This is a genomic window from Nocardia brasiliensis (assembly GCF_011801125.1).
In the GTDB taxonomy this organism is placed as follows: domain Bacteria; phylum Actinomycetota; class Actinomycetes; order Mycobacteriales; family Mycobacteriaceae; genus Nocardia; species Nocardia brasiliensis_C.
Genome location: NZ_CP046171.1, coordinates 2,220,520 through 2,245,781, shown reverse-complemented (window position 1 = coordinate 2,245,781; position 25,262 = coordinate 2,220,520). Strand labels below are relative to the sequence as shown.

18 protein-coding genes, 2 rRNA genes and 1 pseudogene are annotated in these 25,262 nt (G+C 66.2%); 9 read left to right on the top strand and 12 right to left on the bottom strand.

Translation table 11 applies throughout. The annotated features are described in order from the left end of the window. Positions 1-138: 138 nt before the first annotated feature. On the top strand, positions 139-1,530 hold the full coding sequence (locus tag F5X71_RS10110; RefSeq protein WP_167461701.1) for a WS/DGAT/MGAT family O-acyltransferase: 1,392 nt from the start codon (positions 139-141) through the stop codon (positions 1,528-1,530). A 49-nt stretch (positions 1,531-1,579) separates the two neighbouring features. Here F5X71_RS10110 and F5X71_RS10105 read toward each other — a convergent pair whose 3' ends face one another. Then, on the bottom strand, positions 1,580-2,476 hold the full coding sequence (locus F5X71_RS10105) for an alpha/beta fold hydrolase (RefSeq protein ID WP_167461700.1): 897 nt from the start codon (positions 2,474-2,476) through the stop codon (positions 1,580-1,582). Positions 2,477-2,555: 79 nt separating this feature from the next. Further along, positions 2,556-3,014 (bottom strand): MaoC family dehydratase, encoded by a 459-nt coding sequence (locus F5X71_RS10100; RefSeq protein ID WP_167461699.1) that lies wholly within the window; start codon positions 3,012-3,014, stop codon positions 2,556-2,558. Positions 3,015-3,137: 123 nt separating this feature from the next. Between F5X71_RS10100 and F5X71_RS10095 the strand changes: the two genes are divergently transcribed. Then, entirely contained in the window at positions 3,138-3,884 is a 747-nt protein-coding gene (locus tag F5X71_RS10095) for a glucose 1-dehydrogenase (RefSeq protein ID WP_167461698.1), read from the top strand. 1 nt (position 3,885) lies between these two features. Here F5X71_RS10095 and F5X71_RS10090 read toward each other — a convergent pair whose 3' ends face one another. Continuing rightward, a complete protein-coding gene (locus F5X71_RS10090; RefSeq protein ID WP_167461697.1) occupies positions 3,886-4,908 on the bottom strand; it encodes a YdcF family protein in 1,023 nt (340 codons plus the stop codon). Between the two features lie 221 nt (positions 4,909-5,129). Between F5X71_RS10090 and F5X71_RS10085 the strand changes: the two genes are divergently transcribed. Both F5X71_RS10085 and F5X71_RS10080 read left to right on the top strand, forming a co-directional pair. Then, positions 5,130-6,344: a lipase family protein gene (locus F5X71_RS10085; protein ID WP_167461696.1), complete on the top strand. Its 1,215-nt coding sequence runs from the start codon at positions 5,130-5,132 to the stop codon at positions 6,342-6,344. 58 nt (positions 6,345-6,402) lie between these two features. Continuing rightward, the gene (locus F5X71_RS10080) at positions 6,403-7,431 is read left to right on the top strand and encodes an FAD-dependent oxidoreductase (protein ID WP_167461695.1); all 1,029 of its coding nucleotides are present in this window, start codon (positions 6,403-6,405) and stop codon (positions 7,429-7,431) included. 48 nt (positions 7,432-7,479) lie between these two features. Here the strand turns inward: F5X71_RS10080 and F5X71_RS10075 are convergent, their stop codons facing one another. Further along, the gene (locus F5X71_RS10075; RefSeq protein ID WP_167461694.1) at positions 7,480-7,740 is read right to left on the bottom strand and encodes a microaggregate-binding protein 1; all 261 of its coding nucleotides are present in this window, start codon (positions 7,738-7,740) and stop codon (positions 7,480-7,482) included. 114 nt (positions 7,741-7,854) lie between these two features. After that, positions 7,855-8,478, bottom strand: a complete 624-nt coding sequence (locus tag F5X71_RS10070) for a LysE/ArgO family amino acid transporter (protein ID WP_428981460.1) — start codon at positions 8,476-8,478, stop codon at positions 7,855-7,857. A gap of 72 nt (positions 8,479-8,550) precedes the next feature. Here F5X71_RS10070 and F5X71_RS10065 point away from each other — a divergent pair, with 72 nt between their 5' ends. The 3 genes from F5X71_RS10065 to F5X71_RS10055 all read left to right on the top strand — a co-directional run bounded on the left by F5X71_RS10065 (position 8,551) and on the right by F5X71_RS10055 (position 10,760). Beyond that, a complete protein-coding gene (locus F5X71_RS10065; protein ID WP_167461693.1) occupies positions 8,551-9,435 on the top strand; it encodes a LysR family transcriptional regulator ArgP in 885 nt (294 codons plus the stop codon). Positions 9,436-9,546: 111 nt separating this feature from the next. Next, positions 9,547-9,879, top strand: coding sequence for a histone-like nucleoid-structuring protein Lsr2 (locus F5X71_RS10060; protein ID WP_167461692.1), 333 nt, complete (start codon positions 9,547-9,549; stop codon positions 9,877-9,879). Positions 9,880-10,034: 155 nt separating this feature from the next. Next, complete coding sequence (locus F5X71_RS10055) at positions 10,035-10,760, top strand: PaaX family transcriptional regulator C-terminal domain-containing protein (protein WP_167466353.1); 726 nt, start codon at positions 10,035-10,037, stop codon at positions 10,758-10,760. Between the two features lie 15 nt (positions 10,761-10,775). Here F5X71_RS10055 and F5X71_RS10050 read toward each other — a convergent pair whose 3' ends face one another. Next, positions 10,776-12,410: an acyl-CoA dehydrogenase family protein gene (locus tag F5X71_RS10050; protein WP_167461691.1), complete on the bottom strand. Its 1,635-nt coding sequence runs from the start codon at positions 12,408-12,410 to the stop codon at positions 10,776-10,778. Between the two features lie 124 nt (positions 12,411-12,534). Here F5X71_RS10050 and F5X71_RS10045 point away from each other — a divergent pair, with 124 nt between their 5' ends. Then, complete coding sequence (locus F5X71_RS10045; protein ID WP_167461690.1) at positions 12,535-13,554, top strand: crotonase/enoyl-CoA hydratase family protein; 1,020 nt, start codon at positions 12,535-12,537, stop codon at positions 13,552-13,554. A gap of 6 nt (positions 13,555-13,560) precedes the next feature. Here the strand turns inward: F5X71_RS10045 and F5X71_RS10040 are convergent, their stop codons facing one another. Further along, complete coding sequence (locus F5X71_RS10040; RefSeq protein ID WP_174817033.1) at positions 13,561-14,292, bottom strand: AraC family transcriptional regulator; 732 nt, start codon at positions 14,290-14,292, stop codon at positions 13,561-13,563. 77 nt (positions 14,293-14,369) lie between these two features. On the opposite strand from F5X71_RS10040, the gene F5X71_RS10035 reads away from it, so the two are divergent. Continuing rightward, the gene (locus F5X71_RS10035) at positions 14,370-15,584 is read left to right on the top strand and encodes an MFS transporter (RefSeq protein WP_238815818.1); all 1,215 of its coding nucleotides are present in this window, start codon (positions 14,370-14,372) and stop codon (positions 15,582-15,584) included. Here the strand turns inward: F5X71_RS10035 and F5X71_RS10030 are convergent. The 5 genes and pseudogenes from F5X71_RS10030 to F5X71_RS10010 form a co-directional block, all read right to left on the bottom strand. After that, a complete protein-coding gene (locus F5X71_RS10030) occupies positions 15,550-16,527 on the bottom strand; it encodes an enoyl-CoA hydratase/isomerase family protein (RefSeq protein WP_167461689.1) in 978 nt (325 codons plus the stop codon). The genes F5X71_RS10035 and F5X71_RS10030 overlap by 35 nt on opposite strands. 149 nt (positions 16,528-16,676) lie before the next feature. Continuing rightward, positions 16,677-19,133: an excinuclease ABC subunit UvrA gene (locus tag F5X71_RS10025; RefSeq protein ID WP_167461688.1), complete on the bottom strand. Its 2,457-nt coding sequence runs from the start codon at positions 19,131-19,133 to the stop codon at positions 16,677-16,679. 572 nt (positions 19,134-19,705) lie between these two features. Next, positions 19,706-20,728, bottom strand: a pseudogene (locus tag F5X71_RS10020) (hypothetical protein); the annotation flags it as partial. A 1,029-nt stretch (positions 20,729-21,757) separates the two neighbouring features. Continuing rightward, positions 21,758-21,874: ribosomal RNA gene (gene rrf, locus F5X71_RS10015) — 5S ribosomal RNA — on the bottom strand. 132 nt (positions 21,875-22,006) lie between these two features. Further along, a 23S ribosomal RNA gene (locus tag F5X71_RS10010) occupies positions 22,007-25,140 on the bottom strand. Positions 25,141-25,262 lie beyond the last annotated feature (122 nt).

The following is a 25,262-nucleotide window of genomic DNA, read 5'->3' as shown; positions in this document are numbered from 1 at the left end:
CGAGGCCCGGCCGCTTCGCCGCACACCTTCCTGCATGGCCGTAGCAATCATCATACACATAAGTAGAACTTCGGGTTACATATAGAAGCACTCTTTCGTACGAGGCAATATTAGAACGCGTTCTAGTAGGCTTCGGCTATGGAACGACTCACCGGATTGGATGCCAGTTTTCTCTATTTGGAAACCGGGACGCAGCACCTGCACGTCTGTGCGCTGATCCTCCTCGACCCCACGTCAGGGGACTATTCCTTCGACAGATTCAAGGCCGAACTCGGCAGGCGACTACCACTGATCCCGCAGATGCGCCGACGCGTGTACGAGGTGCCGTTCAACCTGGACCATCCGGTGTGGGTCGAGGATCAGAACTTCGATCTGGACTACCACATCCGGCGCATCGGCATCGCCGCGCCGGCGGGTCGCCGCGAATTGGCCGAACTGATCGGCGACATCGCCAGCCGCCCGATGGATCGAGACCGGCCGCTGTGGGAGATGTCGGTGGTCGAGGGCCTCGACGACGGCAAGGTCGCGGTGATCTGCAAATACCACCACGCCGCCGTGGACGGCATCACCGGTACCAACATGATGATGCACCTGTGCGATCTGGAGCCGAACGCGGCCAAGACGCCGCCCGCCGAACCGTGGCAGCCGGAGCCGAGCCCCAGCGACTGGCAACTGCTGGCCAAGGCGGTGGTCAAGTTCCCGACCAAGGCGGGCATCGTCGGCATGGTGCCGAAAACCGTCGGCATGGTGGCCGGTTTCGCGCAGCGACGACGAAATGACAAGGCGGGCATGGCCTTACCGTTCTCGGCGCCGCGCACGCCGTTCAACCTCGCCATCACCCCGCACCGCGCGGTCGCGTTCACCGAGGCCGAACTCGGCGCGGTCAAAGAGATCAAGTCCGCGTTCGGCGTGAAGATCAACGATGTGGTGCTGACGATCGTCGCGGGCGTGTTGCGCACGTACCTGGACAAGCACGACGAACTACCGGACCGCTCGCTGGTCGCCTCGGTACCGGTCTCGGTGCACGAATCCTCGCGCCACACCGCGGGAATCAACAAGGTGTCAACACTGTTCGCGCGGCTGGGCACCGATATCGCGGACCCGGTGCAACGCCTGCTGCAGGTCGCCGAGGAGAACCGCGGCGCCAAGGCAGAGCACGATCTCATCGGCGCCGACTTCCTGCAGGACTGGTCGAAGTACGCGCCGCCGAACACCTTTCAGCTCGCGGCTCGGGTGTACTCGTCGCTGAAGCTGGCCGAGCGGCACCCGGTGGTGCACAACCTGGTGGTGTCGAATGTGCCGGGCCCGCCGATGCCGCTGTACTTCCTCGGTGTGCGCGTGCACGGTATGTACCCGTTCGGGCCGGTCTTTCACGGCGCCGGACTGACAGTGACCGTCCTGTCGAACAACGATGACCTGGACTTCGGCTTCATCGCCTGCAAGGAACTGGTACCCGATGTCGCCGAGCTCGCCGACGCGGTGCCCGAGGTCGTCGACGAATTGCTCACCGCGGCACGGGCACTGGGCTGATTCCCGAATAGCACCTGTTCGCCATCGACGCCGAACAGGGTAGCCCCGCCTACATTCTCGCGGCGACCGCCGCGCAAGCGTCGAGCAGCACCGGAACGAACCGATCCGCATGCAGCACGCAGGCCGCATGCCCGGCTTTCACCAGGTGAACGCTCGCCCGCGGAATCATGGTCGCCAGCTCCAACTGCCGATAGACCGGAATGGCCCGATCCTGGGTCGTGATGACGACCGCGGTCGGCATGGTCAGCTCCGGCAGCCAGGCGCTCGCATCGAACCGGGCCACCTCCGCGACCACCTGAGCCACCGCCCACGCACTGGTGCTGCGGAATTCACCGAACGCCCAGCGCTCCATTCCTCCTGCCGCCCAGGCGATTTCCGGAAGCTCGGGCAGCTTGCCCGCGAACTCCTCGACCCGCCGGGACGCGAACGGCCGCACGGCAGCGGCGAACGCGCCGAAGCCACGATGAAAGGCCCGCTCGCGCCACTTTTCCTGGAACCGATACGGCGTCGCGCACAACACCAGCCCGCGCACCCGCTCCGGATGCCGGTGCGCGGCCGCGAGACTCACCACTCCACCCAACGAGAATCCCACGCACACCGCGCCCGCCACGCCGAGCGCGTCGAGCACCGCGATCACGTCGTCGGCACAGTCGTCCACCGCGAAGTGCTCCGAGCGAATCCCGCGACCATGCCAGCGCTGGTCGAACAGGATCACCCGGTAGTGCGCCGAGAGCGCGGCCAGCGACGGGAACCAGCCGAGATAGGCGGTGCAGGCCGTGCCGTGCAACAGCACCAGCGTGGGAGCGCCCGCCGGTCCGGCGATGTCGACCACGTAGGTCCGGCCCCGTCCTGGCAGCTCTTGCAGCCGTCCGCCCGGCACCTCGGCGATGTCCGGTACCCGCCTGGCGAACCGTCGCAGCACCGCGGCCGACCGTGGGTTCGTCATCGTGAGCCTCCCGCGCCGGCGGCAATAACTAGAACGAGTTCCACTAGATCATGCCACACCGCTGTTCAGCCAGGGCAGGTCATTCCAGCGCGCGGAGGATGGATTCGGCGACACAGACCGGCTTGTCGACACCCTCACACTCGACCGTCGTCGCGAGCACCACCTGCAGGCCGCCCGGCACCGCATCGACTCCGACGATGCGAGTCCGGCCGCGCACGCGCGAGCCGGCGGGCACCGGAGCCGGGAACCGAACCTTGTTGAGGCCGTAGTTGATACGCATCCGAGCGCCGTCGAGCCGGAAGAGCTGCCCGTTGATCCACGGCAGCAACGACAGCGTCAGGAAACCGTGCGCGATGGTGGCGCCGAACGGCCCCTTCGCCGCCCGAGCCCGGTCGACGTGGATCCACTGCCGATCCTCGGTGGCCTCGGCGAAGGCGGTGATCCGGTCCTGGTCGACGACAATCCAGTCGCTCACACCGAGTTCGGTTCCTGCGGCATCCCGCAATGTCGCCATCGTGAAGGTGGTTGGTTCACTCATGCGACGAACCCTAGAGCGGTCGGCCATCCCCCGCGGAACTCGCTTGCGACCGCCCCACCGGAAGCGCGTGATTCTGTAACGTGTTCCAGGTAAGCTCACGCGATCGAAAACGGAGGTGCCGCGATGGGGCGGTTGAGCGGCAAGGTGGCATTGATCAGCGGCGGTGCCCGCGGGATGGGTGCCGCGCACGCCAGGGCGCTGGTGGCCGAGGACGCGCGCGTTGTACTCGGCGACGTGCTCGACGAGGAAGGCACCGCGGTCGCCAAGGAGCTCGGCGACGCCGCGACCTACGTGCACCTCGACGTGCGCGAACCGGACGAGTGGCAGAGCGCGGTCGCCGAGGCGGTGCAGCGCTACGGCGCGCTGAACGTGCTGGTGAACAACGCCGGTATCGCCAACGGGAACCTCCTGGTCGACTTCGATCTCGCGGAATGGCAGCGAATCATCGACATCAACCTCACCGGCACCTTCCTCGGCATGCGTGCCGCCACCCCCGCCATGATCGAGGCGGGTGGTGGCTCGATCATCAACATCTCGTCGGTGGAAGGCATGCGCGGCAGCCCGGGGCTGCACGGCTACGTGGCATCCAAGTTCGCGGTGCGCGGCCTGACCAAATCGACCGCACTCGAGCTGGCGCAGTACAAGATTCGGGTCAACTCGGTGCACCCCGGGCTCATCACCACGCCGATGACCGAGGGCATTCCGGCCGAGTTCCTGCAGATCCCGCTGGGCCGGGCCGCCGAGGCGAGCGAGGTCGCCGCCTTGATCACCTTCTTGGCCAGTGACGAGTCCTCGTACTCGACCGGTGCGGAGTTCGTCATCGACGGCGGGCTCACCGTCGGCGTCCCGCACAAGACGTTCGACAGCTGAGTCAGTTCCCGTAGTGGTGGGGCATGTCGCGGGTGAGCAGCAACGCCAGTATCGGCAGCGAAACCAGGGCGACACAGGCGATCAGGTTGATCCACTTGTAGGCCACCACGACCGCGGCGAACTCGCGCAAGGTCGCCGCCGGCAGGTAGTAGAACGCGGTGCGCGCCCCGGTGACCTCGGCATCCAGGCCGAGGCGCCGGGCCAGCATCGCGGTGCGCAGGGTGTGGAAATCGCTCGTCACCAAGACCATTCGGGTCGATTCGCCCCGCTCGCCCAGTAATCGCTTGGTGAACAGCAGGTTCTCCCACGTGGTCGCCGAACGGTCCTCCCGCAGCACGCTTTCGGCGGGGACATCCCGCTCGACGAGATAGTCGGCCATGGCATCGGCCTCCGAGCGCAGCTCGTCGGACCCTTTGCCGCCACTGGCGATCAGCAACGGAGCGCGCCCTGCCGCGCGCTCCGCGCGGTAGATCTCGATCGCCCGGTCCAGCCTGCCCGCGAGCAGCGGCGGTACCCGGTCCCCTTTCAGCCCGGCGCCGTGCACGACGATCGCGTCCATCGCGGGCCGATACGGCAATGCCCCGTACAACAGCGAATAAAGCAGGAAACTGGCGAACAGAAATCCGATGTAGCTCACCGCCATGGTCAACGACGCCAAAATCACCACGATCCAGATATCACCGGTGAATACGGCCAGCGCCAGCAACACATACGGGACGAGCAATCCCAGGCCGAGTCCGAGCGGCAGCAGGTTCGCCATACGCAGTCCCTCGCGGCGGACCACCTGCCTGCCGTTGACGATCAGCAGCGCGGCGAGCACCAGAATCAGCAGCGGCGACAGCAGCACGAGCAGGCCCGCCAAGATCATCGGCAGGTCGCCCTCGACGCCGGACCCGAGCGTCCATACGCCGACGAAAATCAGTCCTAGCAGCAGAAACACCCCGTTGCCGAGCCGTCGCCGGTCCTGCCGGAAACGCACAAGAAAGACCGCGAGCAGGACGAGGCCGATCACGAGCATGATCATCCGCCCACCGTAACGGGCCCGCGGGCGCCGCGGGCGGCGCCCCGGCAACCGATCGGCGCCCTCGCTCGGCGCGGCACCTTCGGGCTTTTCCGTTTCTCCCCTAATCTTGCGTAAGTCGGAATATTAACCAACCACTTGTGCCGGTCAGTTTCGGAATATTCGACTTTCAGCGTGCCCAACGTCCCTGACGATGTCGTGATGAATGGGAGCCGATCTTCGCCATGTTCTGCCGAATCAATACCGCGCTCACCGCGGTCGCCCTGCTGATCGTGGCCACCCAACTGGCCGCGACACCGGGAACCGCTGCGGCACAACCGCTCTACCCCATCCCGGACCCCGACCCGTTCTACGCGGCGCCCGCGGACCTGGATCGGACCGAGCCGGGCGACGTGCTCGACACCCGCACGATGCCCGGATTGCTCGCCTTCCCCGGCACGAAGGTGACGATGATCAAGTTCCGCTCCACCAATTCGGCGGGCGCACCGATCGCGGCGACGACCACCGTGCTGACCCCGGCCAATCACGTGCCAGGCGGCCCGCTGCTGTCCTATCAGCACATCATCAACGGACTCGGCACCAAGTGCGCCGTCTCCCGCGTGCTCTACACCGGTGACCCGAATCTGGCGGTGCGCGAGGCGCCCGCGCTCAACGCGGTGCTGATCCGGGGGTGGTCGGTGGCACTGCCCGACCATCTCGGCCCGACCAGCGCCTACGGGGCGGCCAAGCTCGGCGGCATGATCACCCTGGACGGGATCAGGGCGGCCCGCAAGGTCGCCCGGCTGGGATTGGGCACGAGCCCGGTCGCGATGTTCGGATACTCCGGCGGCGGCATGGCGACCGGCTGGGCGGCCGCGCTGGCCTCGACCTACGCGCCGGAACTCGACATCGTGGGCGCGGCCGAGGGCGGGGTTCCGATGAATCTGGTCAAGATGACCGAGGGCCTGGGCTACAACCGGCATCCTGCATTCGGCTTGGCCATGGCGGCGGCCATCGGTCTCGAACGCGAATACCCCACCCGGCTGCCGATCAGCGACAGCCTGAACGCGACCGGTCTGGCCATCCGCGACCGGATGGCCAACGGCTGCACCAACGAGATCCTGGCCGCCGGAGCGGGGCACAGCGTCCTGGACGTCGCCTCCTCCACCGCGCTGGCCGAGGACCCCACCGCGCGTGGCGTCCTGGAGGAAAACAGCCTCGAGCTCTTCGAAGGCGTGCCGAAAATGCCTATCTACCAGTGGCGTTCCCACGATGACGCGCTGATACCCGTTGCCGCGATCGACAATACGATGCGGCGCTACTGCGCGGCGGGGGTGCGCGTTCAATCGAGGCTGTTCCCGAGCCCCGATCACCTCAGCACCGCAGTGCTCGGCGCGCCGGAGGCGATGGGCTGGATCGACGCCCGCTTCCGCGGCGAAACCGCACCACGCAACTGCTGACCCAGCGCCGCCGCCGAATTCCCGTCGCGGTGGAATCGGCGGCCCGTAGGGTGGATTCATGGTCACGATCATCGGTGGTGGCATAGCCGGAGCGGTGCTCGCCGGGGCGCTCGGCCGTGCGCGACGACCCGTCACGGTGTACGAGAGTCAGCCCACCGGTGGCGCCGGTGCGTTCCTGGTGCTCGACCGAAGGGCGCACGAGGCCCTGGTGCGCCTCGGTGTCTCGGCAGACCGGTTGCACGAGGCGTCACACCCGGTGGAAGCGCTACGCGCGGACGGGGTTCCGGGGCCGGCCCGCGGCAACCCGGCCCCGGAACGGCGGCTGTACCTGCGCGCCGAACTGATGCGGGTGCTCACCGAATTCGCCACGGACAGTCCCGCGGACATGCGGTTCGGCACCCCCATCACCGAAGTCGACTGCGCCGCCGGAACACTCGTCAGCGGCGCGCGCCCGGTGCCTGCCGACGACCTGATCATCGCCGCGGACGGCATCGACTCGGTCGCGCGCCGGGCGATGGAACCGGGGCGGGCGGCCGAATATGCCGGGCAGATCGTCGTTTACGGCATCACCCGGCAGCCCACCCGGCCCGGCACCGACCCGTCGGTACTGCACTTCGACCGCACCCTCGGTGCCGATGGCAGGGCGGTGAGCACCTTCGGGCACCTGTGGAACGACACGGTCGCGGTATGGTTCACCCGGTTGACCCGGCCGCCATTGGACCGGCAGCACAAGGGTGCTCAGCCGATGGGCCAGTGGACCGAGGCCGTACTGGCGGGCTCACCCGCAGTGCGCGACACCATCGAACCATTGCTCGCGAACACCGATTCCGTGCATGTCTCGAACGCGCGCACGGTGCCACTCGCCGGTGCGCGTGCCCCACGAGACCCGGTGATCCTCTGCGGCGACGCCGATCACGCCATCACCCCGGCCGCGGGCGTCGGCGCTCGCGATGCCATCGAGGACGCGGCCGCGCTGTACGCCGCGATCGTTTCCGACGGCACACCGGCCGCGGCGATGACCGAACGGCGGCGCCGGATTCTCGGTGAACGCGAGCGCGTCGCCCAGATATCGCGCACCGCAACGTAGCGGCGGCGCGGGAACAGAACTCGTCCCCGCGCCGCCACGACTACGCGATCAGGAGTCCTCGGCTTCCTTACCACTCTGGTACGCGCTCTGGCGAGCCTCGTCGAGTGTCGCCTCGGCTCGGGCCTTTTCGGCTTCGGCTTCCTTCTTCGCGGCTTCGCGCTCCGATTCGGCCTTGTCCTGCTGAGCGCGGCCCTCGCTCTTCAGGCTTTCGTCTCCGGTGACGATGCCCGCGGCTTCCTTGGCCTTGCCCTTGACGTCCTCGACGAGGCCCTCGACGGCTTCGCGCGGTCCACTGTCGTGCTTGGTCATGGCAACTCCTCCAGGTAGGTATGGGCTGTCATTCGCCGCATACCCGGCACTTCGGGGCCCAATCGGCACGGTACGGCTCGACGGCTGTGTCTCCCGTCACCCCGCGTCGTCCCCTTACCCGGAGAACACCAGTCCAACGGCGAGCAGGGTCATCATCACCGCGATACCGGAGTCGAGAACCCGCCAGGCGAGCGGCCGCGCGAAGAGCGGCCCGAGCAGGCGCGCGCCATAGCCGAGCGCGACGAACCAGACCACGCTGCCGAGCATCGCGCCCGCACCCAGGAACCAACGATCCGGCGTGGCATAGGTATTGGCGAACGAACCGAGCAACACCACGGTGTCGAGATACACATGCGGGTTGAGCCAGGTCAGCGCCAGGCAGGTGAGGATGGTGGCGCCGAGCGCCACGGTCGCGCCCGCGGTGTCGGGTGTCAGCGCCGCCGAAGCGAAGGCCCGGCGGGCCGCGAGGAAGGCGTAACCGAGCAGAAAGGCCGCGCCCGCGTACCGCACCACGGTGACCACGGCGGGCGCCGATTCGACCGCCACACCGAAACCACCGATGCCGGCGGCGATCAATACGATGTCCGACAGCGCGCACACCGCGACCACCGCGAAGGTGTGCTGCCCACGCACGCCCTGGCGCAGGACGAACGCGTTCTGCGCACCGATCGCCACGATCAACGAAAGTCCGAAACCGAGACCGGAAAGGGCCGCGAGCGCCGCCGAGGAAATTGTCACGCCAACGACGCTAAGCACGACATTATCCGCTGGCAAACTAAAGTTTCTGCACTACCATTACGATTCCTTAATATGGACCTGCAGCTCGATCAGCTCCGCGCGTTGCACGCGGCGGTCACCGAGGGCACCTTCGACGCCGCCGCGAAAAGCCTGCGGATCACCCCGTCGGCGATCAGCCAACGCATCAAAGCGCTGGAGGACGCCGCGGGCCGAGTCCTGCTGCAACGCACAAAACCGGTGCGCCCCACCGAATCCGGGATCGCTGTGCTGCGACTGGCCCGCCAGATCGAGCTGCTGGCCCGCGACACCGCGCGCGAACTCGGTGACGCACACCAGCGCACCGATCGGCCGCTGCGGCTGCCGATCGCGGTCAACGCGGACTCGCTCGAGACCTGGGTGCTGCCCGCGCTGACCGCCGCGCCGCCTGGCGTCTGCTTCGAAATCCATCGGGAGGACGAGGAACACACGACCAGGCTGTTGCGCGACGGCACCGTCATGGCCGCCATCACCTCCACGGCAACGCCGGTGCAGGGCTGCCGGGTGGAGCGGCTCGGCGCGATGCGTTACCGGCCGATGGCGCAACCCCGCTTCGCCCGCACGTGGTTTCCCGACGGCGCCACCGCGAAAGCCTATGCGGCGGCGCCGGTGGTGCTGTTCGACCGCAAAGACGATCTGCAAGACCGGCAGTTGCGCAGGCGCGCGCGCAGGCCGCTCGACCCGCCGCGCCATTACGTCCCGTCCTCCTCCGGTTTCGCCGAAGCCGTCCGACTGGGACTGGGCTGGGGCATGTTGCCCGATCTGCAATCCCGGAATTTCGGGCGTTCCGAACTCGTTCCGATCGACGGCGAGTCATTCATCGATGTGCCGCTGTACTGGCAGCAATGGCGGCTGGACTCGCCGGCATTGAGTGCGGTAGCCGCGGCGATTGCGGCGGCAGCGGCCGATTCACTGCGCTGAATGCCGTGCTCGATACCCGCTGAATGCAGCACTATTTCTCATAACGAGTTCCATGCGATACGGTATTAGTATTTCGTAGCGATACCCGCGACTACGCAAAGGACGCACCCGATGGCCAAGAAAGTCACCGTCACCCTCGTCGACGACTACGACGGCAAGTCGAAAGCGAATGAAACAGTTCAGTTTTCGATAGATGGGGTGGCCTACGAGATCGATCTGTCGACCAAGAACGCGGGTAAGCTGCGGGTGACCCTGGAGCCCTGGGCGGAAAAGGCGCGTAAGATCGGCCGGACCAAGCGCAAAGGTGCCGGGAAAACCACTTCCGCGACCGATCGTGAGCAAACCGCCGCGATCCGGGAATGGGCCAGGAAGAACGGCCACAACGTATCCACCCGTGGCCGGATCCCCGCCGACATTGTCGCGGCATATAACAACGCGAACTAGCGTCCCATCCGCTCGACCTGCGTCGCGACCGCGCCGCATGGACTCCGCGCGGGTGCTGTCGCATGCTGGACGCGACGGACTCGTCGGTAGTATTCCGGTTTCGGATGGCCGAATCGGCCGACGGTAACTCGGTGGGATGGGGTGTGGCGATGCGCATGCGGAAGCTGACCGCGCGGTCGGCGATTCTGAGCGCGTTGCTCGGCACCCATCCGGCGCAGGCGCCGGTCAGTTGGATCGTTTCGGTCGCCGAGGAGCTCGGGCTGCAACAGTCGGCCGTGCGCGTCGCGCTGACCAGGATGGTCGCCATGGGCGACCTGGAACGCGCCCAGGGTGTCTACCGGCTCTCCGACCGGCTGATCGAACGCCAGCGCAGGCAGGACGCCGCGGTGAGTCCGATACTGAAAGACTGGGACGGGGAATGGTATTTGGCCGTGGTGACCGCCGTCGGCGACGACGCGTCGGCCCGCACCGCGTTCCGCGACACGATGCGCGCGCGCAAACTCGCCGAATTGCGTGAAGGCGTCTGGACACGGCCCGCGAATCTCGAGATCGCGCTCGGGCCGGACGCGAGCAGGCGTGTTCGCGTGTTCACCGCGGCGCCGGACGATGCACCGATAGAGCTCGCGGAAACGCTTTTCGCACCACAGCTCTGGGCGCGCGACGCGCGGCGGCTGCTGCGCGCGTTCGCGGATTCGACGTCGCTGCGGGAGCGGTTCGAGGTGGCCGCGGCGGCGGTGCGGCATATTCTCGACGATCCTTTGCTGCCGGAACCGCTGCTGCCCGCCGACTGGCCGGGTACGCAGCTGCGCGCCGAATATGCCGCGTTCCGTACGGAATTCATGACATTCGCCGAACAGCTGCTCGTCCCGTCCGATGCGTGAGTCCGATCCGCCGCGTCAGTGCGCCGCCTTCGGGGTGACGCGCTGAATGATCGCGGCGCTATCGATACCGGTCGGTAGTGTGCCGAACACATCGCCGTGTTCGCCGCCGAGCCTGCTGACCGTGAAAGCGTCCGCGACCGCGGGATGGCCGTAGCGGACCAGTAGCGATGCCTGCAGAACCTGCGCCATCTCACCGACGATCCGGCGGGCCCGGTGCTGAATCGTGTCGAAGTCCGCGAATTGTGTTTTCAGCCGGGCGATCGCCGCATCGAGGTGGCGATCCGCGCCCGCGGCACGTTCGACTTCGGCGAAGAATGCGCCGAGCGTTTCCGGTTGTTTCGCCATGGCACGCAACGTGTCGAGCGCCGCGACATTGCCCGATCCCTCCCAGATCGACAGCAGCGGCGCCTCCCGGTAGAGCCGCGGCATCCGCGATTCCTCGACATACCCGTTGCCGCCCAGGCATTCCAGCGCCTCGGCGGCGTGGATCGGGCCGCGCTTGCACACGTAGTACTTGCTCACCGCGAGCGAGATGCGGCGCAGCACGTCGGCGCCGTCCACCCCGGCCGTCGCCTGGTCGGTGAGCTCGGCGAGCCACAGCGCGACCGTGGTCGCCGCCTCCGCCTCGATCGCGAGATCGGCGAGCACGTTGCGCATCAACGGCTGATCGGCCAATGTCGCGCCGAACGCGCTGCGGTAGGCCGCGTGATGCGCCGCGGCGGCGACGCCGCTACGCATCATGGTCGCGGTGCCCAGGGTGCAGTCGAGCCGGGTCAGATTGACCATCTCGATGATCGTGCGCACGCCGCGTCCCTCGTCGCCGACCAGCCAGCCGACCGTGTCGTCGTATTCGACCTCGCTGCTCGCGTTCGAGCGGTTGCCCAGTTTGTCCTTGAGGCGTTGCAGCGCAAAGGGATTGCGGGTGCCGTCGGGCAGCACCCTTGGCACCAGGAAACAGGAGAGACCGGCCGGCGCCTGGGCGAGGACGAGGAACACATCCGACATCGGTGCGGAGGTGAACCACTTGTGTCCGGTGATCCGGTAGGTGCCGTCGGGCATCGGGGTGGCGGCGCTCGTGTTGGCCCGCACATCGGAACCGCCCTGCTTCTCGGTCATCGACATGCCCGCGATCAGGCCGCGTTTGGTCAGCGGGGCACGCAGACCGGGGTCGTATTCCTTTGCGCACAGCAGTGGTTCGTACTGTGCGGCGAGATCGGGAGCCGCTCGCAGCGCGGGCACCACCGCGTAGGTCATCGAGATGGGGCAGCCGTGCCCGGCATCGACCGGCCCCCACACGCTCAACTTCGCCGCGCGGGTCAGATGCGGATGCGGCCGCGAGTCGGCCCATACCGCACCGTGCAGGCCGAATTCGATCGCATGGGCCATCAGCCTGTGGTAGCTCGGGTCGTAGACGACCTCGTCTACGCGATTGCCGTAGCGGTCGTGGGTCCGCAACGTGGGCGGGTGCGCTTCGGCGAGGTCGCCGAGTTCGATGGCCTCGGCGCTGCCCGCGAGCCGTCCGATCACGTGCAGTTCGTCCAGCGCGTGGTCGGCTCCGGCCCGGCGCAGCGCCTCGAGCAGCACCGGCTGTTCGGCGGCGTCGTAATCGACGAGTGGGGGTACTTGGTTGGTCACCAGGTGGGTTGGCATGGGAGGTCCTTTCGCAGGCTCCGAATACTCGTCAGTATTACAGTCTATCGCCAGTTGAGACAACTATGTAACATGAGTGAGCGGTACGCTCGCGCCATCTACCCCGAAACAGTCAGGAAATCCGTTGCCCGACTTCGACGATCACTCCGGTACCCGCCCGGCCGCCTGGTACGAGGGCCTGACCGAGGCTCCCGACTCCCCCTGGTCGGACCGTGCGCTCCCGCCCACCGAGGCCACCTACCGCACGCTGACCTACGAGGTCACCGGCCGGATCGCCCGGATCACGTTCAACCGCCCCGAACACGGCAACGCGATCACCTCCGACACCCCCGTCGAGCTGGCGCACGCGGTCGAACGCGCCGACCTCGATCCCCGGGTGCACGTGATGGTGGTGTCCGGACGCGGCAAAGGGTTCTGCGGCGGGTACGACCTGTCGATCTTCGCCGAGAACTCCTTCGGCCCGGCCGAGGCGGCGGACTCGCCGACCGGCACCGTGCTCGATCCCGTGGTGCAGGCCAGAAACCATAACCCTTGGGGCACATGGGATCCCATGGTCGACTACGCGATGATGAGCCGGTTCAACCGCGGCTTCGCCAGCCTGCTGTACGCCAACAAGCCGACCGTCGCGAAGCTGCACGGCTTCGCGGTCGCGGGCGGCACCGACATCGCGCTCTATGCCGACCAGATCATCTGTGCCGATGACACCAAGATCGGCTACCCACCCACCCGGGTCTGGGGCATCCCGGCCGCGGGCATGTGGGCCCACCGCCTCGGCGACCAGCGCGCGAAGCGGCTGTTGTTCACCGGCGACTGCCTGTCCGGCAAGCAGGCCGAGGAGTGGGGTCTCGCGGTCGAGGCGCCGCCGGCCGACGAACTCGACGCGCGCACCGAGGCGCTGCTCGAGCGGATCGCGCGGATGCCGATCAACCAGCTGGTCATGGCGAAGCTGGCACTCAACAGCGCGCTGCTGGCCCAGGGCGTGGCCAACTCCGGCATGATCAGCACGGTCTTCGACGGCATCTCCCGGCACACCCGCGAGGGCTATGCCTTCCAATTACGGTCGGCCACAGCGGGTTTCCGCGAAGCAGTCCGCGAGCGCGACGAACCGTACGGCGATTGGAAGCGGACGCAGTTCGAGAAGTAGACGCGCTCAATCCGAGCGGTACGCGCCCGGCGTGTGGCCGAGCGAACGCCGATACACCTCGATGAACGCGCTCGCCGACGACCAACCGCAGCGATGCGCGACGACGGTCACCGGAACCCGCTCGGCCAGCAGCTGCACCGCGTGATGCAGCCGTAACTGTGTGCGCCACTGCGGGTAGGTCATCGCGAGTTCGGTGCGGAACAGCCGGGTCAAGGTGCGTTCGGCGGCACCGACCCGGCGACCGAGTTCGGCCAGCGTCCACACCTCGGTCAGATCGGATTCGACCAGCGCGCAAGCCTTTCGGAGTCGCCCGTCACGGGCGGCGGGTAGCCGCAACGACTGTTCCGGGCTGCGGCGCAACTGATCGAGCAGTACTCGGCGCAGCGGAACGAGTTCGGCGTCGGGCAGGTCGGTCGAGGTTGAACACGTGATGATGAGTTCACGCACCAGCGGCACCGCCGCGAGCACCGACGGCGTCGTCCAGTCGGGCGCCAGATCGAACGGAAAGCCGACAGTGTGGAATCGCGTCGGCCCGTAGAAATGATGCTCGTGCGCGCACCCGGCCGGAATCCAGATCGCCCGGTCCGCCGGAGCGATCCAGCTCCCCGCCTCGGTACGGACCTCGGCCACCCCCGAACTCGGATACACCACCTGGTGATCGTCATGCCGATGCCGCTCGATTCGGGCGCCGCCGCTCAGCGTCTTCGCCACCGTCGAATCCTGGCTGAATATCGACACAGCTGGGCATTTTATCGGAAGTCGGCAACCCCGTTCCGTCCATAGGCTGCTGTTCGGTACGGATGAGGAGGACTTCGATGGTGAGCGCCGAGCTCGAACAGACCGAGGTGACCGAGCGGCTGTCGCCGTGGAAACGGATGCGGTACTGGATGGTCGCGCATGCGGTCGACGACTTCTACCAGGGCCTCGTGCCCGCCAGCATCCCGTTCTTCGTGCTGGAACGGCACTACAGCTATGTGGCCGCATCGGGTCTCGCGCTCGCCGCGACGTTGGGCAGCTCGCTGCCGCAGCCGATCCTCGGGATACTGGCCGACCGATGGCGGCTGCTGTGGTTGGCCCCGGCGGGGCTGGCCCTGGCCGGTATCGGGGCCGGATTCGCCGGGTTGGCGCCGGCGTACTGGATGGTGTGGACGCTGCTGCTGGTGTCCGGCATCGGCATCGCCGCGTTCCATCCCGCGGCGGGTCGGGACGCCCGCCGCGACGCGGGCGACAGTGCCTCGGCGATGAGCTTGTTCGCGGCAGGGGGCAGTGTCGGGTTCTTTCTCGCGCCCGCGCTGGCGACGCCGGCGTTGGTGGCCTGCGGAGTCGGCGCGACGGCGCTGTTCATCCCGCCCGCGGTGCTGACGGGATTCCTGCTGTGGCGCTACCAATTACGGCGCTCGTCTGGTGCGCGCGGCTCGGTCACCGCATCCGGACAGGACCGGTGGCGGCCGTTCTTCGTGCTCACCGCCGTCGCCGTGGTGCGCTCGGTCACCGCCTTCGGCCTGAACACCTTCCTCGCGCTGTATTGGATCAACGCGCTAGGCAGCTCGCCGACGCTCGGCGGTATCGCCTTGGCCGCCTTCATGATCGGCGGCGTCGCGGGCACGCTGCTCGGTGGGCGCATCGCGGACCGCATCGGTATGACGCGGACGCTCCAGATCGGCAGCGTCGCGGCGATTCCCGCGATCGCCGCACTACGCCTGGTGCCGAACCCCGAAGTGGCGCTTGCCGTGGCCGCCCTCACCGGGGTCATCGTGAACATCCCGTTCGCGGTGCTGGTGAAGCTGGGCCAGGACTACCTGCCCAGCCGACCGGGCACCGCGGCGGGAGTCACCCTCGGGCTCGCGGTGAGCGTCGGCGGGCTGTTCGTGCCGCTGCTCGGTCTACTCGCGGACCAGCAAGGGCCGCAGGCGGTCCTGACCACCCTATGCTTCGTGCCACTCGCCGCGGTCGGGCTGAGCCTATTGCTCCCACCGGTACGGGCTGGCGGTACAGCTATCGATCCTGTTGCTTCACCACCGAATTCGTGAAGTCGACCACGCTGCCCTCGATCCAGCGCGGCAGCCGCTCGGCCACGAAACTCGCCAGATCCCGGCCGCCCGCCGTCACCTCGCGGATCTCGTCGAGGTAGACCTGCATCGCGTGTTTAGCCGCCGGGGTCGAACTCGCCTCGAGAAAACCGGCGCGCTCACAGTGCAGCCCCTTTTCCAGCGGCTGCGAACCACCCTCGTAGATGGCGCGTTTCAGCGCACCGACCGCCACCGGCGCGCGACGAGCGAGCCGGGCGGCGCTCGCCTGCGCTTCGGCCAGCAGGCCGGACGGCTCGACCAGCCGGTGTACCAGGCCGATCTCGAGCGCGCGGGCCGGAGTGATGGGCGCGCCCTCCAGGCACAGTTCCATCGCCCGGCCCGCACCGAGCACCCTGGTCAGCATTTGGGTGCCGCCACCGCCGGGGATGATGCCGACCAGGATCTCCGGCTGGCCGATCTCGAACGGGCCGTCGGCCATCAGCCGTAGATCACAGGACAAAGCCAGCTCACAGCCGCCACCGAGGGTGCGTCCGTTGAGCGCGGCGAGGAATACCTTGTCCGAGTCGCGCATCCGACGACAGACCTCGTGGTACTGCCGCAGGTCGGCGACACCGCCCGCACCCGCTCGCGCCAACACCGCCTGCCCGCCCGGGATCCGATCGGCGGCACGACTCGCGTGCAGTGCTGCCGAGGCCGTGCGTTGCGTGAGTGTGACCGGCGCGGCCTCGGCGCCCGCCAGGATCTCGGCCACGTCGTAATGGCTGACGAACACGCCCTCGACCGCACTGGTCAGCACCACGGCACGAATCTCGGCGTCGCTGTCGAGCTCGGTGAGCAGCGCCGCGAGCTCGGCCATGATTTCGCCGGTCAAGAAGTTGTAAGGCGGGTTGTCCAGCCACACGGTGAGAACGGCGCCGTCTCGGGCGGTACGGATCAGGCTCATGATTCCTCTTCTGCCGATGGACTTCTAGCGATCGAGCCGAGCGACACCAGAGTAGGAAGCGACCGGTGCGAGGTGGTGAGTTCCGGATGAATACTGTCCACATGCACCACCGGGCGGATCGCAACTCGATCGCGCGCACAGCGCCGAGATCATTGCCCCGCGAGATGCCGTCCGAGCCAGTAGCCGGTCCGGCTGGCGGCCACCGCGGCTACCTCGGCCGGGGTGCCCGTCGCGACGATGCGGCCGCCGTCCGGACCACCACCGGGGCCGAGATCGATGATGTGGTCGGCGTTGGCGATCACATCCAGATCGTGATCGATGAGCAGAACCGTTGCGCCCGCGTCGATCAGCCGATCCAGTACCGCCAGCAGGGTGCGAACGTCGTTGGGGTGCAACCCGATCGAGGGTTCGTCGAAGATGTACAAAGTGTCGGTCTGCTCGGCGCGCAAGGCGGTAGCCAGACGCAGCCGTTGCGCCTCACCGCCGGACAGGCTCGGCGTCGGCTCACCGAGGCACAGGTAGCCGAGGCCGACATCACGGACCGAGCGAAGCGGCGCAACGATTTTCGGCTGTGCGGCAAACCGTTCGACGGCCTCTGCCACTGTCAGCGAGAGCACGTCGGCGATGGTCAGTCCGTCGACGGTGACCGCGCGGACCTCCGGATTGTACCGAGCCCCGTGACAGTCGGGGCAGCTGACGGTGAGGTCGGGCAGGTACTGGATGTCGAGATCCAACTCACCGAGCCCCAGGCAGGTCGCGCACTGACCCGCCGCCGTGTTGTACGAGAAATGCGCCGCGCTGAGCCCGGATTCCGCGGCGAACCAGCGCCGGATCGCGTCGAGCGCACCACTGTAGGTGACCGGGGTCGATCGGGAGTTGTTGCCGATCGGCGTCGCGTCCACCTCGACCACGGTGCGGATGCCCGCGCGCTCGAGCCCGCGCACATGCGCGGGCGGTGATGCCGCGGTGAGCGCGGGGACGAGACTGTCCAGCACCAGCGCCGTCTTGCCCGATCCCGAAACGCCGGTCACCACGGTCAAGCAGTGCAGCGGGATTCGCGCCTCGACATCGCGGAGGGTGTACAGCTCGTCGACGGTGATCGCCAAGGCGGCAGCGGTGACCGGGCGCGGGTCGCGGAATCGTGTTCCGGCACTGCCGGAAAGGTACGGTCCGGTCACCGACTGCGCGCAGGCCGCCAGCTCCGCAGCCGTGCCCTGCGCGACCACCGTGCCGCCCTGCCTGCCCGCACCCGGCCCCATCTCGATCAAATGATCGGCCTCGCGGAGCAGCGCGACGTCGTGATCGACGGCCACCACCGAATTGCCCGCCGCGACAAGGCCACGCAGCACCGCACGCAGCCCGTCCACGTTCGCCGGGTGCAGGCCCACCGACGGTTCGTCGAGCACGTAGAGCATGCCGGTCGACCGCGCCTGCAACGTCGAGGACAACTCGATCCGCTGCCGCTCCCCCGTCGACAACGTCGCCCCGGCTCGGTCCACGCTCAGATATCCGATGCCCAACCGGCGCAACGGTTCCACCGCCGCCGTCAGTTCCTCGGCGAGCCGCTCCGCCAGGGGTCGCATCTCCCCAGGCAGGGTCGCCGTCACCGACGTCGCGAAATCCGCCAGTGCGTCCAGGCTTTCGGCACTGACCTCGGCGATGTCACGGCCCGACAGGGTCGTGGTCAACGCCTCGGGCCGCAACCTGCTGCCCTGGCAGACCGGACAGACATGGGTGGTGAAGAATCTGCTCAATCGCTGCCGGGTGGTCTCGCTCGTGGTCTTCGTCGCCGCGTTCTGCACTGCGCGACGGGCACTTTCGTAGGTCATGTTCGCGCTCACCGCGCGGCCCGCTTTGCTCGTCAAGGTGACGGCGCGCGGCTCGGGCGGACCGTCGAGCAGAATGGCTCGTTCCGCGTCGGTCAAGTCCGCCACCGGCACGTCGATCCGCACCCCGAGATCCGCCGCCACCTGCGGCATATAGCTGCGGCCCGCCAGATTCCACGGCGCCACCGCGCCCTCCAGCACGGTCAGGCTGTCATCGGGAATCAGTGTCGCCGTGTCGATCTCATCGCGCACCCCGAGACCGTCACAGCCGGGACAGCGGCCAAGGGTGTTGAACGAGAACGATTCCGCGCTCGGATGTTCGAAATGCGCGCCGCACACCGGGCAGTCGAGCCACAGCTGCGCGCTGCGAGCCAAGTTCGGCTCGATCCGATGCCCGTTCGGGCACACATGCCGGCCCAGCCGGGAGAACATCAACCGAACCACGTTAAGCACCTCGGTCATCGTCCCGACCGTGCTGCGCCGCCCCGGCACCGGCGGACGCTGCCGCAACGCCAGTGCCGACGGCAGGAAATCGACCCGATCCACGTCCGGGCGAGCCACCTGCCCGATCCGCCGCCGCGTATACGCCGACAACCCGTCCAAGTACCGCCGCGAGCCTTCCCCGTACAACACCCCCATCGCCAACGACGACTTCCCCGAGCCGGACAACCCCGTCAACATCACCAGCGACCACAGCGGGACGTTCACGTCGACATTGCGGAGGTTGTGCGTGCGCGCCCCAACCACCTCGATAGCCTTCGGCAACCGCGCTCCGGACATCGACACCCCTGTTCAGCAGACCGAGTGAGTCAAACAGACCGCACGGTCACCATATCGGGTGGGAGGCATGCGGGAGCTGACCTGGTCGCCGAGTTCTCGGTTGGGTCCTGCCACCCTCGGTTGCGCGCTGATCCGGGCGGGCGATGCGTTCAGTGTGAGTCGGCCACTGCGTGCAGACGAGCCGATCCGGTGGGCGTCGGCGGCCACGCCGAGGGTCGGGCAGTTCGGCGCAGGGTCGCCCCGCGCGGTTCGGTTACGGCGTCGTCGCATTCGTCGAAGCCGTCGCCATGGAGTACGTCCGCGGCGGTCTCGCTGTCGGAGGACACGAGAACGCCCTTCTCGTTAGGTTCCTGCCCTCGAGGCCTCTTCGGTTGCGCGCCGACCCGAGCGAGTTACGCGTCAGTGCGGGTCACTCGTCCAGGCGATGCCGGCGAGTTCGTCGCATCCACTTCCCGTCGAAGTCTGCGGCGGCCGCATTGCGGAACCGAATACGGCCCCTCATCGGTTACGTTGCCGCCCTCGATGCTTCGGCTGCGCACCGACCCGAGCGGTACGCGTTCAGCGTGGAGCGGTCACTGCTCCAGGTCGTTGCCGGTGAGTTCGTCGGCGCGTTCTTCGGCGTCGGTCTCGCCGTCGAGGTCGGCGGAGGCCGCGTTCAGGAACCAGGTGAGGCCCTCGTCGGTGCGGCCGGCGGCGACCAGCGCGTCGGCGTAGGCATAGAACAGGCGGGCCGCGGCAGAACCGGTGCGGGCCGGATCCAGGTCCGAGGTCTGCAAGGTGACCACGGCCTGGTCGTACTCACCGAGATCCATGCGCGCACCGGCGACCACGATCCGCAGCTCGGTGGCCTCGTCGCCGCTGAGGGCGCGTGCCTCGTCGCTGCGCCCGAGCTCGATCGCACGCTCGGGCCGGCCGAGCCCGCGTTCGCAGTCCGCCATCACGGCGAGCAGCCCGGAACCACCGGACATCCGGCGTGCGGTCCGCAGCTCGGCGAGCGCCTCCGCCCACTCACCCGCGTGATATGCCGTGACGCCCGCGGTCTCCCGGACCACTGCGATCCGCCCCGCACGCTGACGTGCGGCCCGCGCATGGGCCAGCGCCAGACGGGGATCGTCGTCGATGAGCCGAGCCGCCATCACCAGATGCCGGGCCACCGCCTCGGCATTCGACTTGTCGAGACTCAGCAGATCCCGCCGGACCGCGGACTCCAGATCAGAGGCCTGCACGTCATCGGGAAGATCAGGTTCTTCGGGGCGCGGCGCACGGCGATCCTGCGACCGGTCGCCACCGACCCGGGCGCCTTCCCCGCCACGCCGCCGGTCGTCCGGCCCGCTACCGCGCGACTCGCTGCCACGCTCGAAACCGCGACCGCCGGAATCGCCGCCACGGCGGAAATTGCCGCGATCGCTGGAATCGCCCCGGTTGAATCCACCGCGATCGCTCGAGCCGCCACGACGGTTGAAACCGCCCCGGTCGCCGGAGTTACCACCGCGGTCGGAGTCGCTACGGCCGTAGCCGCCCCGGTCGTTGGAATCGCCACCGCGGTTGTAGCCGCCGCGATCGTTCGAATCACCGCCACGCTTGAAGCCGCCGCGATCATTGGAGTCGCCACCGCGGTTGTAGCCGCCACGGTCATTCGAGTCACCACTGCGCTTGTAGCCGCCGCGATCATTGGAATCGCCACCGCGCTTGAAACCACCGCGGCCACCGGAGTCGCCGCCGCGGTTGAAACCGCCGCGCTCACTGGAACGGTTGGACCCGCGGTCGCCGGAGCTCCCGCCACGGTCGGAGTCGCGGTCGAATCCGCCACGTTCGCCGGAACGGTTGGAGCCACTGCGATCGTTGGAATCACCGCTGCGCTTGAAGCCGCCGCGGGCGCCGGAGTCGCTGCCGCGATTAAATCCGCCGCGATCGTCCGAACGACGGTTGAAGCCGCCCGACCCGCCGCGCTGCTCGGCATCGCGGTTCCGATCGAAACCACTCCGGTCTGAGTCCGCGCCACGATTGAAGCCGCCTCGGCTACCGGAATCGCCGCGGTTGAAACCACCCCGTTCGCCGGAGCGATTGAATCCGCCCCGCTCGCCGGAGCCGCCGCGGTCGAAACCACCGCGCTCGCTGGAACGGTTGAATCCGCCCCGCTCGCCGGAGCCGCCGCGGTCGAAACCACCGCGCTCGCTGGAACGGTTGAATCCGCCGCGGTCACCTGAACGGTCGTTGCGACTTCCCGAGTCACGCTGGAAACCGCCGGAACCCTCGCGGCGCTGGTATCCACCGCGCTCACCCGAGTTGGCTCGGTCGCCGGAGCCACGCTGGCCGGAGTCGCTGTTGCGTCTGAATCCGCCGCGCTGGCCGTCCGCACGGTCGGGACGGTTCCTCGACGAGTCGCCGGCCCCGCTGCTCTGAGAGGGTCGATCGGATCCCTCGCCGCGCCGGAACGAGTTCCGGTCGTCGTTCTGTTCCGACACGATGATCCCTTTCTGAGGTCCGCAAGAGTTGGTCGGGGGCCCCACAAATTGAATCACGTGTCCTAGAGGGGGCCTGACACGGCGATGTCGTCATGGCACGTCAAGGTGCTGAAACGACGATAGGGGACCCAGAATCTGGGTCCCCTATCGTGAAGGATGTTCCGGCGGTGTCCTACTCTCCCACACCCTGTCGAGTGCAGTACCATCGGCGCTGGCAGGCTTAGCTTCCGGGTTCGGAATGGGACCGGGCGTTTCCCTGCCGCTATGGCCGCCGTAACTCTATGAAACTATCCACACAACAGCGCTGACACCCACCCACCAAACCCCGAGCGGGGCGCAGTAGAGTTCATGCCTGCTGCAGTGCCGTGTGTTGTTTCAGATACTGCACAGTGGACGCGTAGCTTCTTTGTTGGTAAGTCCTCGGCCGATTAGTACCAGTCACCTACACCCGTTACCGGACTTCCAGTTCTGGCCTATCAACCCCATGGTCTGTGGGGGGCCTTAACCACTCGAAGGTGGTGAGAAACCTCATCTTGGAACAGGCTTCCCGCTTAGATGCTTTCAGCGGTTATCCCTTCCGAACGTAGCTAACCAGCGGTGCTCCTGGCGGAACAACTGGCACACCAGAGGTTCGTCCGTCCCGGTCCTCTCGTACTAGGGACAGCCTTCCTCAAGTTTCTGACGCGCGCGGCGGATAGAGACCGAACTGTCTCACGACGTTCTAAACCCAGCTCGCGTGCCGCTTTAATGGGCGAACAGCCCAACCCTTGGGACCTACTCCAGCCCCAGGATGCGACGAGCCGACATCGAGGTGCCAAACCATCCCGTCGATATGGACTCTTGGGGAAGATCAGCCTGTTATCCCCGGGGTACCTTTTATCCGTTGAGCGACACCGCTTCCACTTGCCGGTGCCGGATCACTAGTCCCGACTTTCGTCCCTGCTCGAGCTGTCGCTCTCACAGTCAAGCTCCCTTGTGCACTTGCACTCGACACCTGATTGCCAACCAGGCTGAGGGAACCTTTGGGCGCCTCCGTTACATTTTAGGAGGCAACCGCCCCAGTTAAACTACCCACCAGGCACTGTCCCTGAACCAGATCATGGTCCGAGGTTAGAAGTCCAATACGATCAGAGTGGTATTTCAACGATGACTCCCTCGACACTGGCGTGCCGATTTCACAGTCTCCCACCTATCCTACACAAACCGTACCGAACACCAATACCAAGCTATAGTGAAGGTCCCGGGGTCTTTTCGTCCTGCCGCGCGTAACGAGCATCTTTACTCGTAATGCAATTTCGCCGAGTCTGTGGTTGAGACAGCAGAGAAGTCGTTACGCCATTCGTGCAGGTCGGAACTTACCCGACAAGGAATTTCGCTACCTTAGGATGGTTATAGTTACCACCGCCGTTTACCGGGGCTTAAATTCTCAGCTTCGCAACCGAAGTCGCTAACCGGTCCTCTTAACCTTCCGGCACCGGGCAGGCGTCAGTCCGTATACATCGTCTTACGACTTCGCACGGACCTGTGTTTTTAGTAAACAGTCGCTTCTCTCTGGTCTCTGCGACCCAACCCAGCTCAGGAAGCACGTTCCATCACCAGACCGGGTCCCCCTTCTCCCGAAGTTACGGGGGCATTTTGCCGAGTTCCTTAACCACAGTTCTCTCGATCGCCTTAGTATTCTCTACCTGACCACCTGTGTCGGTTTGGGGTACGGGCCGTGTACCAACTCACTAGAGGCTTTTCTCGGCAGCATAGGATCACTGAATTCGCCTCAATCGGCTACGCATCACCTCTCAGGCCACATGTCTGGCGGATTTGCCTACCAAACGCCCTACAGGCTTACACCAGTACAACCACTGACTGGCCCAGCTACCTTCCTGCGTCACCCCATCGCTTGACTACTACAGCCAGGGTCATATGCAGCCGCTTCCAGTCTCCCGAAGGAGATCCGTCCACATTTGGATACTTAGCACAACTGATTCGCCATTGGGCGCGGATACACGGGTACGGGAATATCAACCCGTTGTCCATCGACTACGCCTGTCGGCCTCGCCTTAGGTCCCGACTCACCCTGGGCGGATTAACCTGGCCCAGGAACCCTTGGTCATTCGGCGGACGAGTTTCTCACTCGTCTTTCGCTACTCATGCCTGCATTCTCACTCGCACAGCCTCCACAACTAGTTCACACTGCTGCTTCCATGGCTGCACGACGCTCCCCTACCCATCCACACCACTGCACCACCCTCCGTAGAGAATGACGGATGTATTGTGTGAATGCCGCGGCTTCGGCGGTGTACTTGAGCCCCGCTACATTGTCGGCGCAGGATCACTTGACCAGTGAGCTATTACGCACTCTTTCAAGGGTGGCTGCTTCTAAGCCAACCTCCTGGTTGTCTTCGCGACCCCACATCCTTTTCCACTTAGTACACGCTTAGGGGCCTTAGCCGGCGATCTGGGCTGTTTCCCTCTCGACTACGAAGCTTATCCCCCGCAGTCTCACTGCCACGCTCTCACACACCGGCATTCGGAGTTTGGCTGATTTCGGTAAGCTTGTAGGCCCCCTAGACCATCCAGTAGCTCTACCTCCGGCGTGAAACACGTGACGCTGCACCTAAATGCATTTCGGGGAGAACCAGCTATCACGGAGTTTGATTGGCCTTTCACCCCTACCCACAGCTCATCCCCTCAGTTTTCAACCTAAGTGGGTTCGGGCCTCCACGACGTCTTACCGTCGCTTCACCCTGGCCATGGGTAGATCACTCCGCTTCGGGTCTAGAACATGCGACTCCAACGCCCTATTCGGACTCGCTTTCGCTACGGCTACCCCACACGGGTTAACCTCGCCACATGCCACTAACTCGCAGGCTCATTCTTCAAAAGGCACGCCATCACCCACAGTGACAAGTCACTCGCAGGCCCTGACGGATTGTAAGCGCACGGTTTCAGGTACTATTTCACTCCCCTCCCGGGGTACTTTTCACCTTTCCCTCACGGTACTAGTCCGCTATCGGTCACCAGGGAGTATTCAGGCTTACCGGGTGGTCCCGGCAGATTCACAGCAGATTTCACGGGCCCGCTGCTACTCGGGTATCTTCCACGCAAGCCGTTGAGTTTTCGTCTACGGGACTCTCACCCTCTACGACAGGCCGTTCCAGACCACTTCGACTAACCCAACGGTTTCTGACTCACGCCCAATCCGGCAGAATTGAGAAGAAAGACCCCACAACACCGTCTAGACAACCCCTGCCGGGTATCACATCTAAACGGTTTAGCCTCATCCGCTTTCGCTCGCCACTACTCACGGAATCACTATTGTTTTCTCTTCCTGTGGGTACTGAGATGTTTCACTTCCCCACGTTCCCTCCACACACCCTATATATTCAGATGCGGGTAACACGACATCACTCGTGCTGGGTTTCCCCATTCGGAAATCCTCGGATCTCAGCTCGGTTGACAGCTCCCCGAGGCTTATCGCAGCCTCCTACGTCCTTCATCGGCTCCTGGTGCCAAGGCATCCACCGTACGCTCTTAAACACTTACTAACAAAGATGCTCGCGTCCACTGTGCAGTTCTCAAACAACACACCCACTCAAACCCTCATCCAAGACCAACAGAACCAAAACCCTGCGGTATCAAGGAGATCCGAGCGGATCGTTATCTTGCC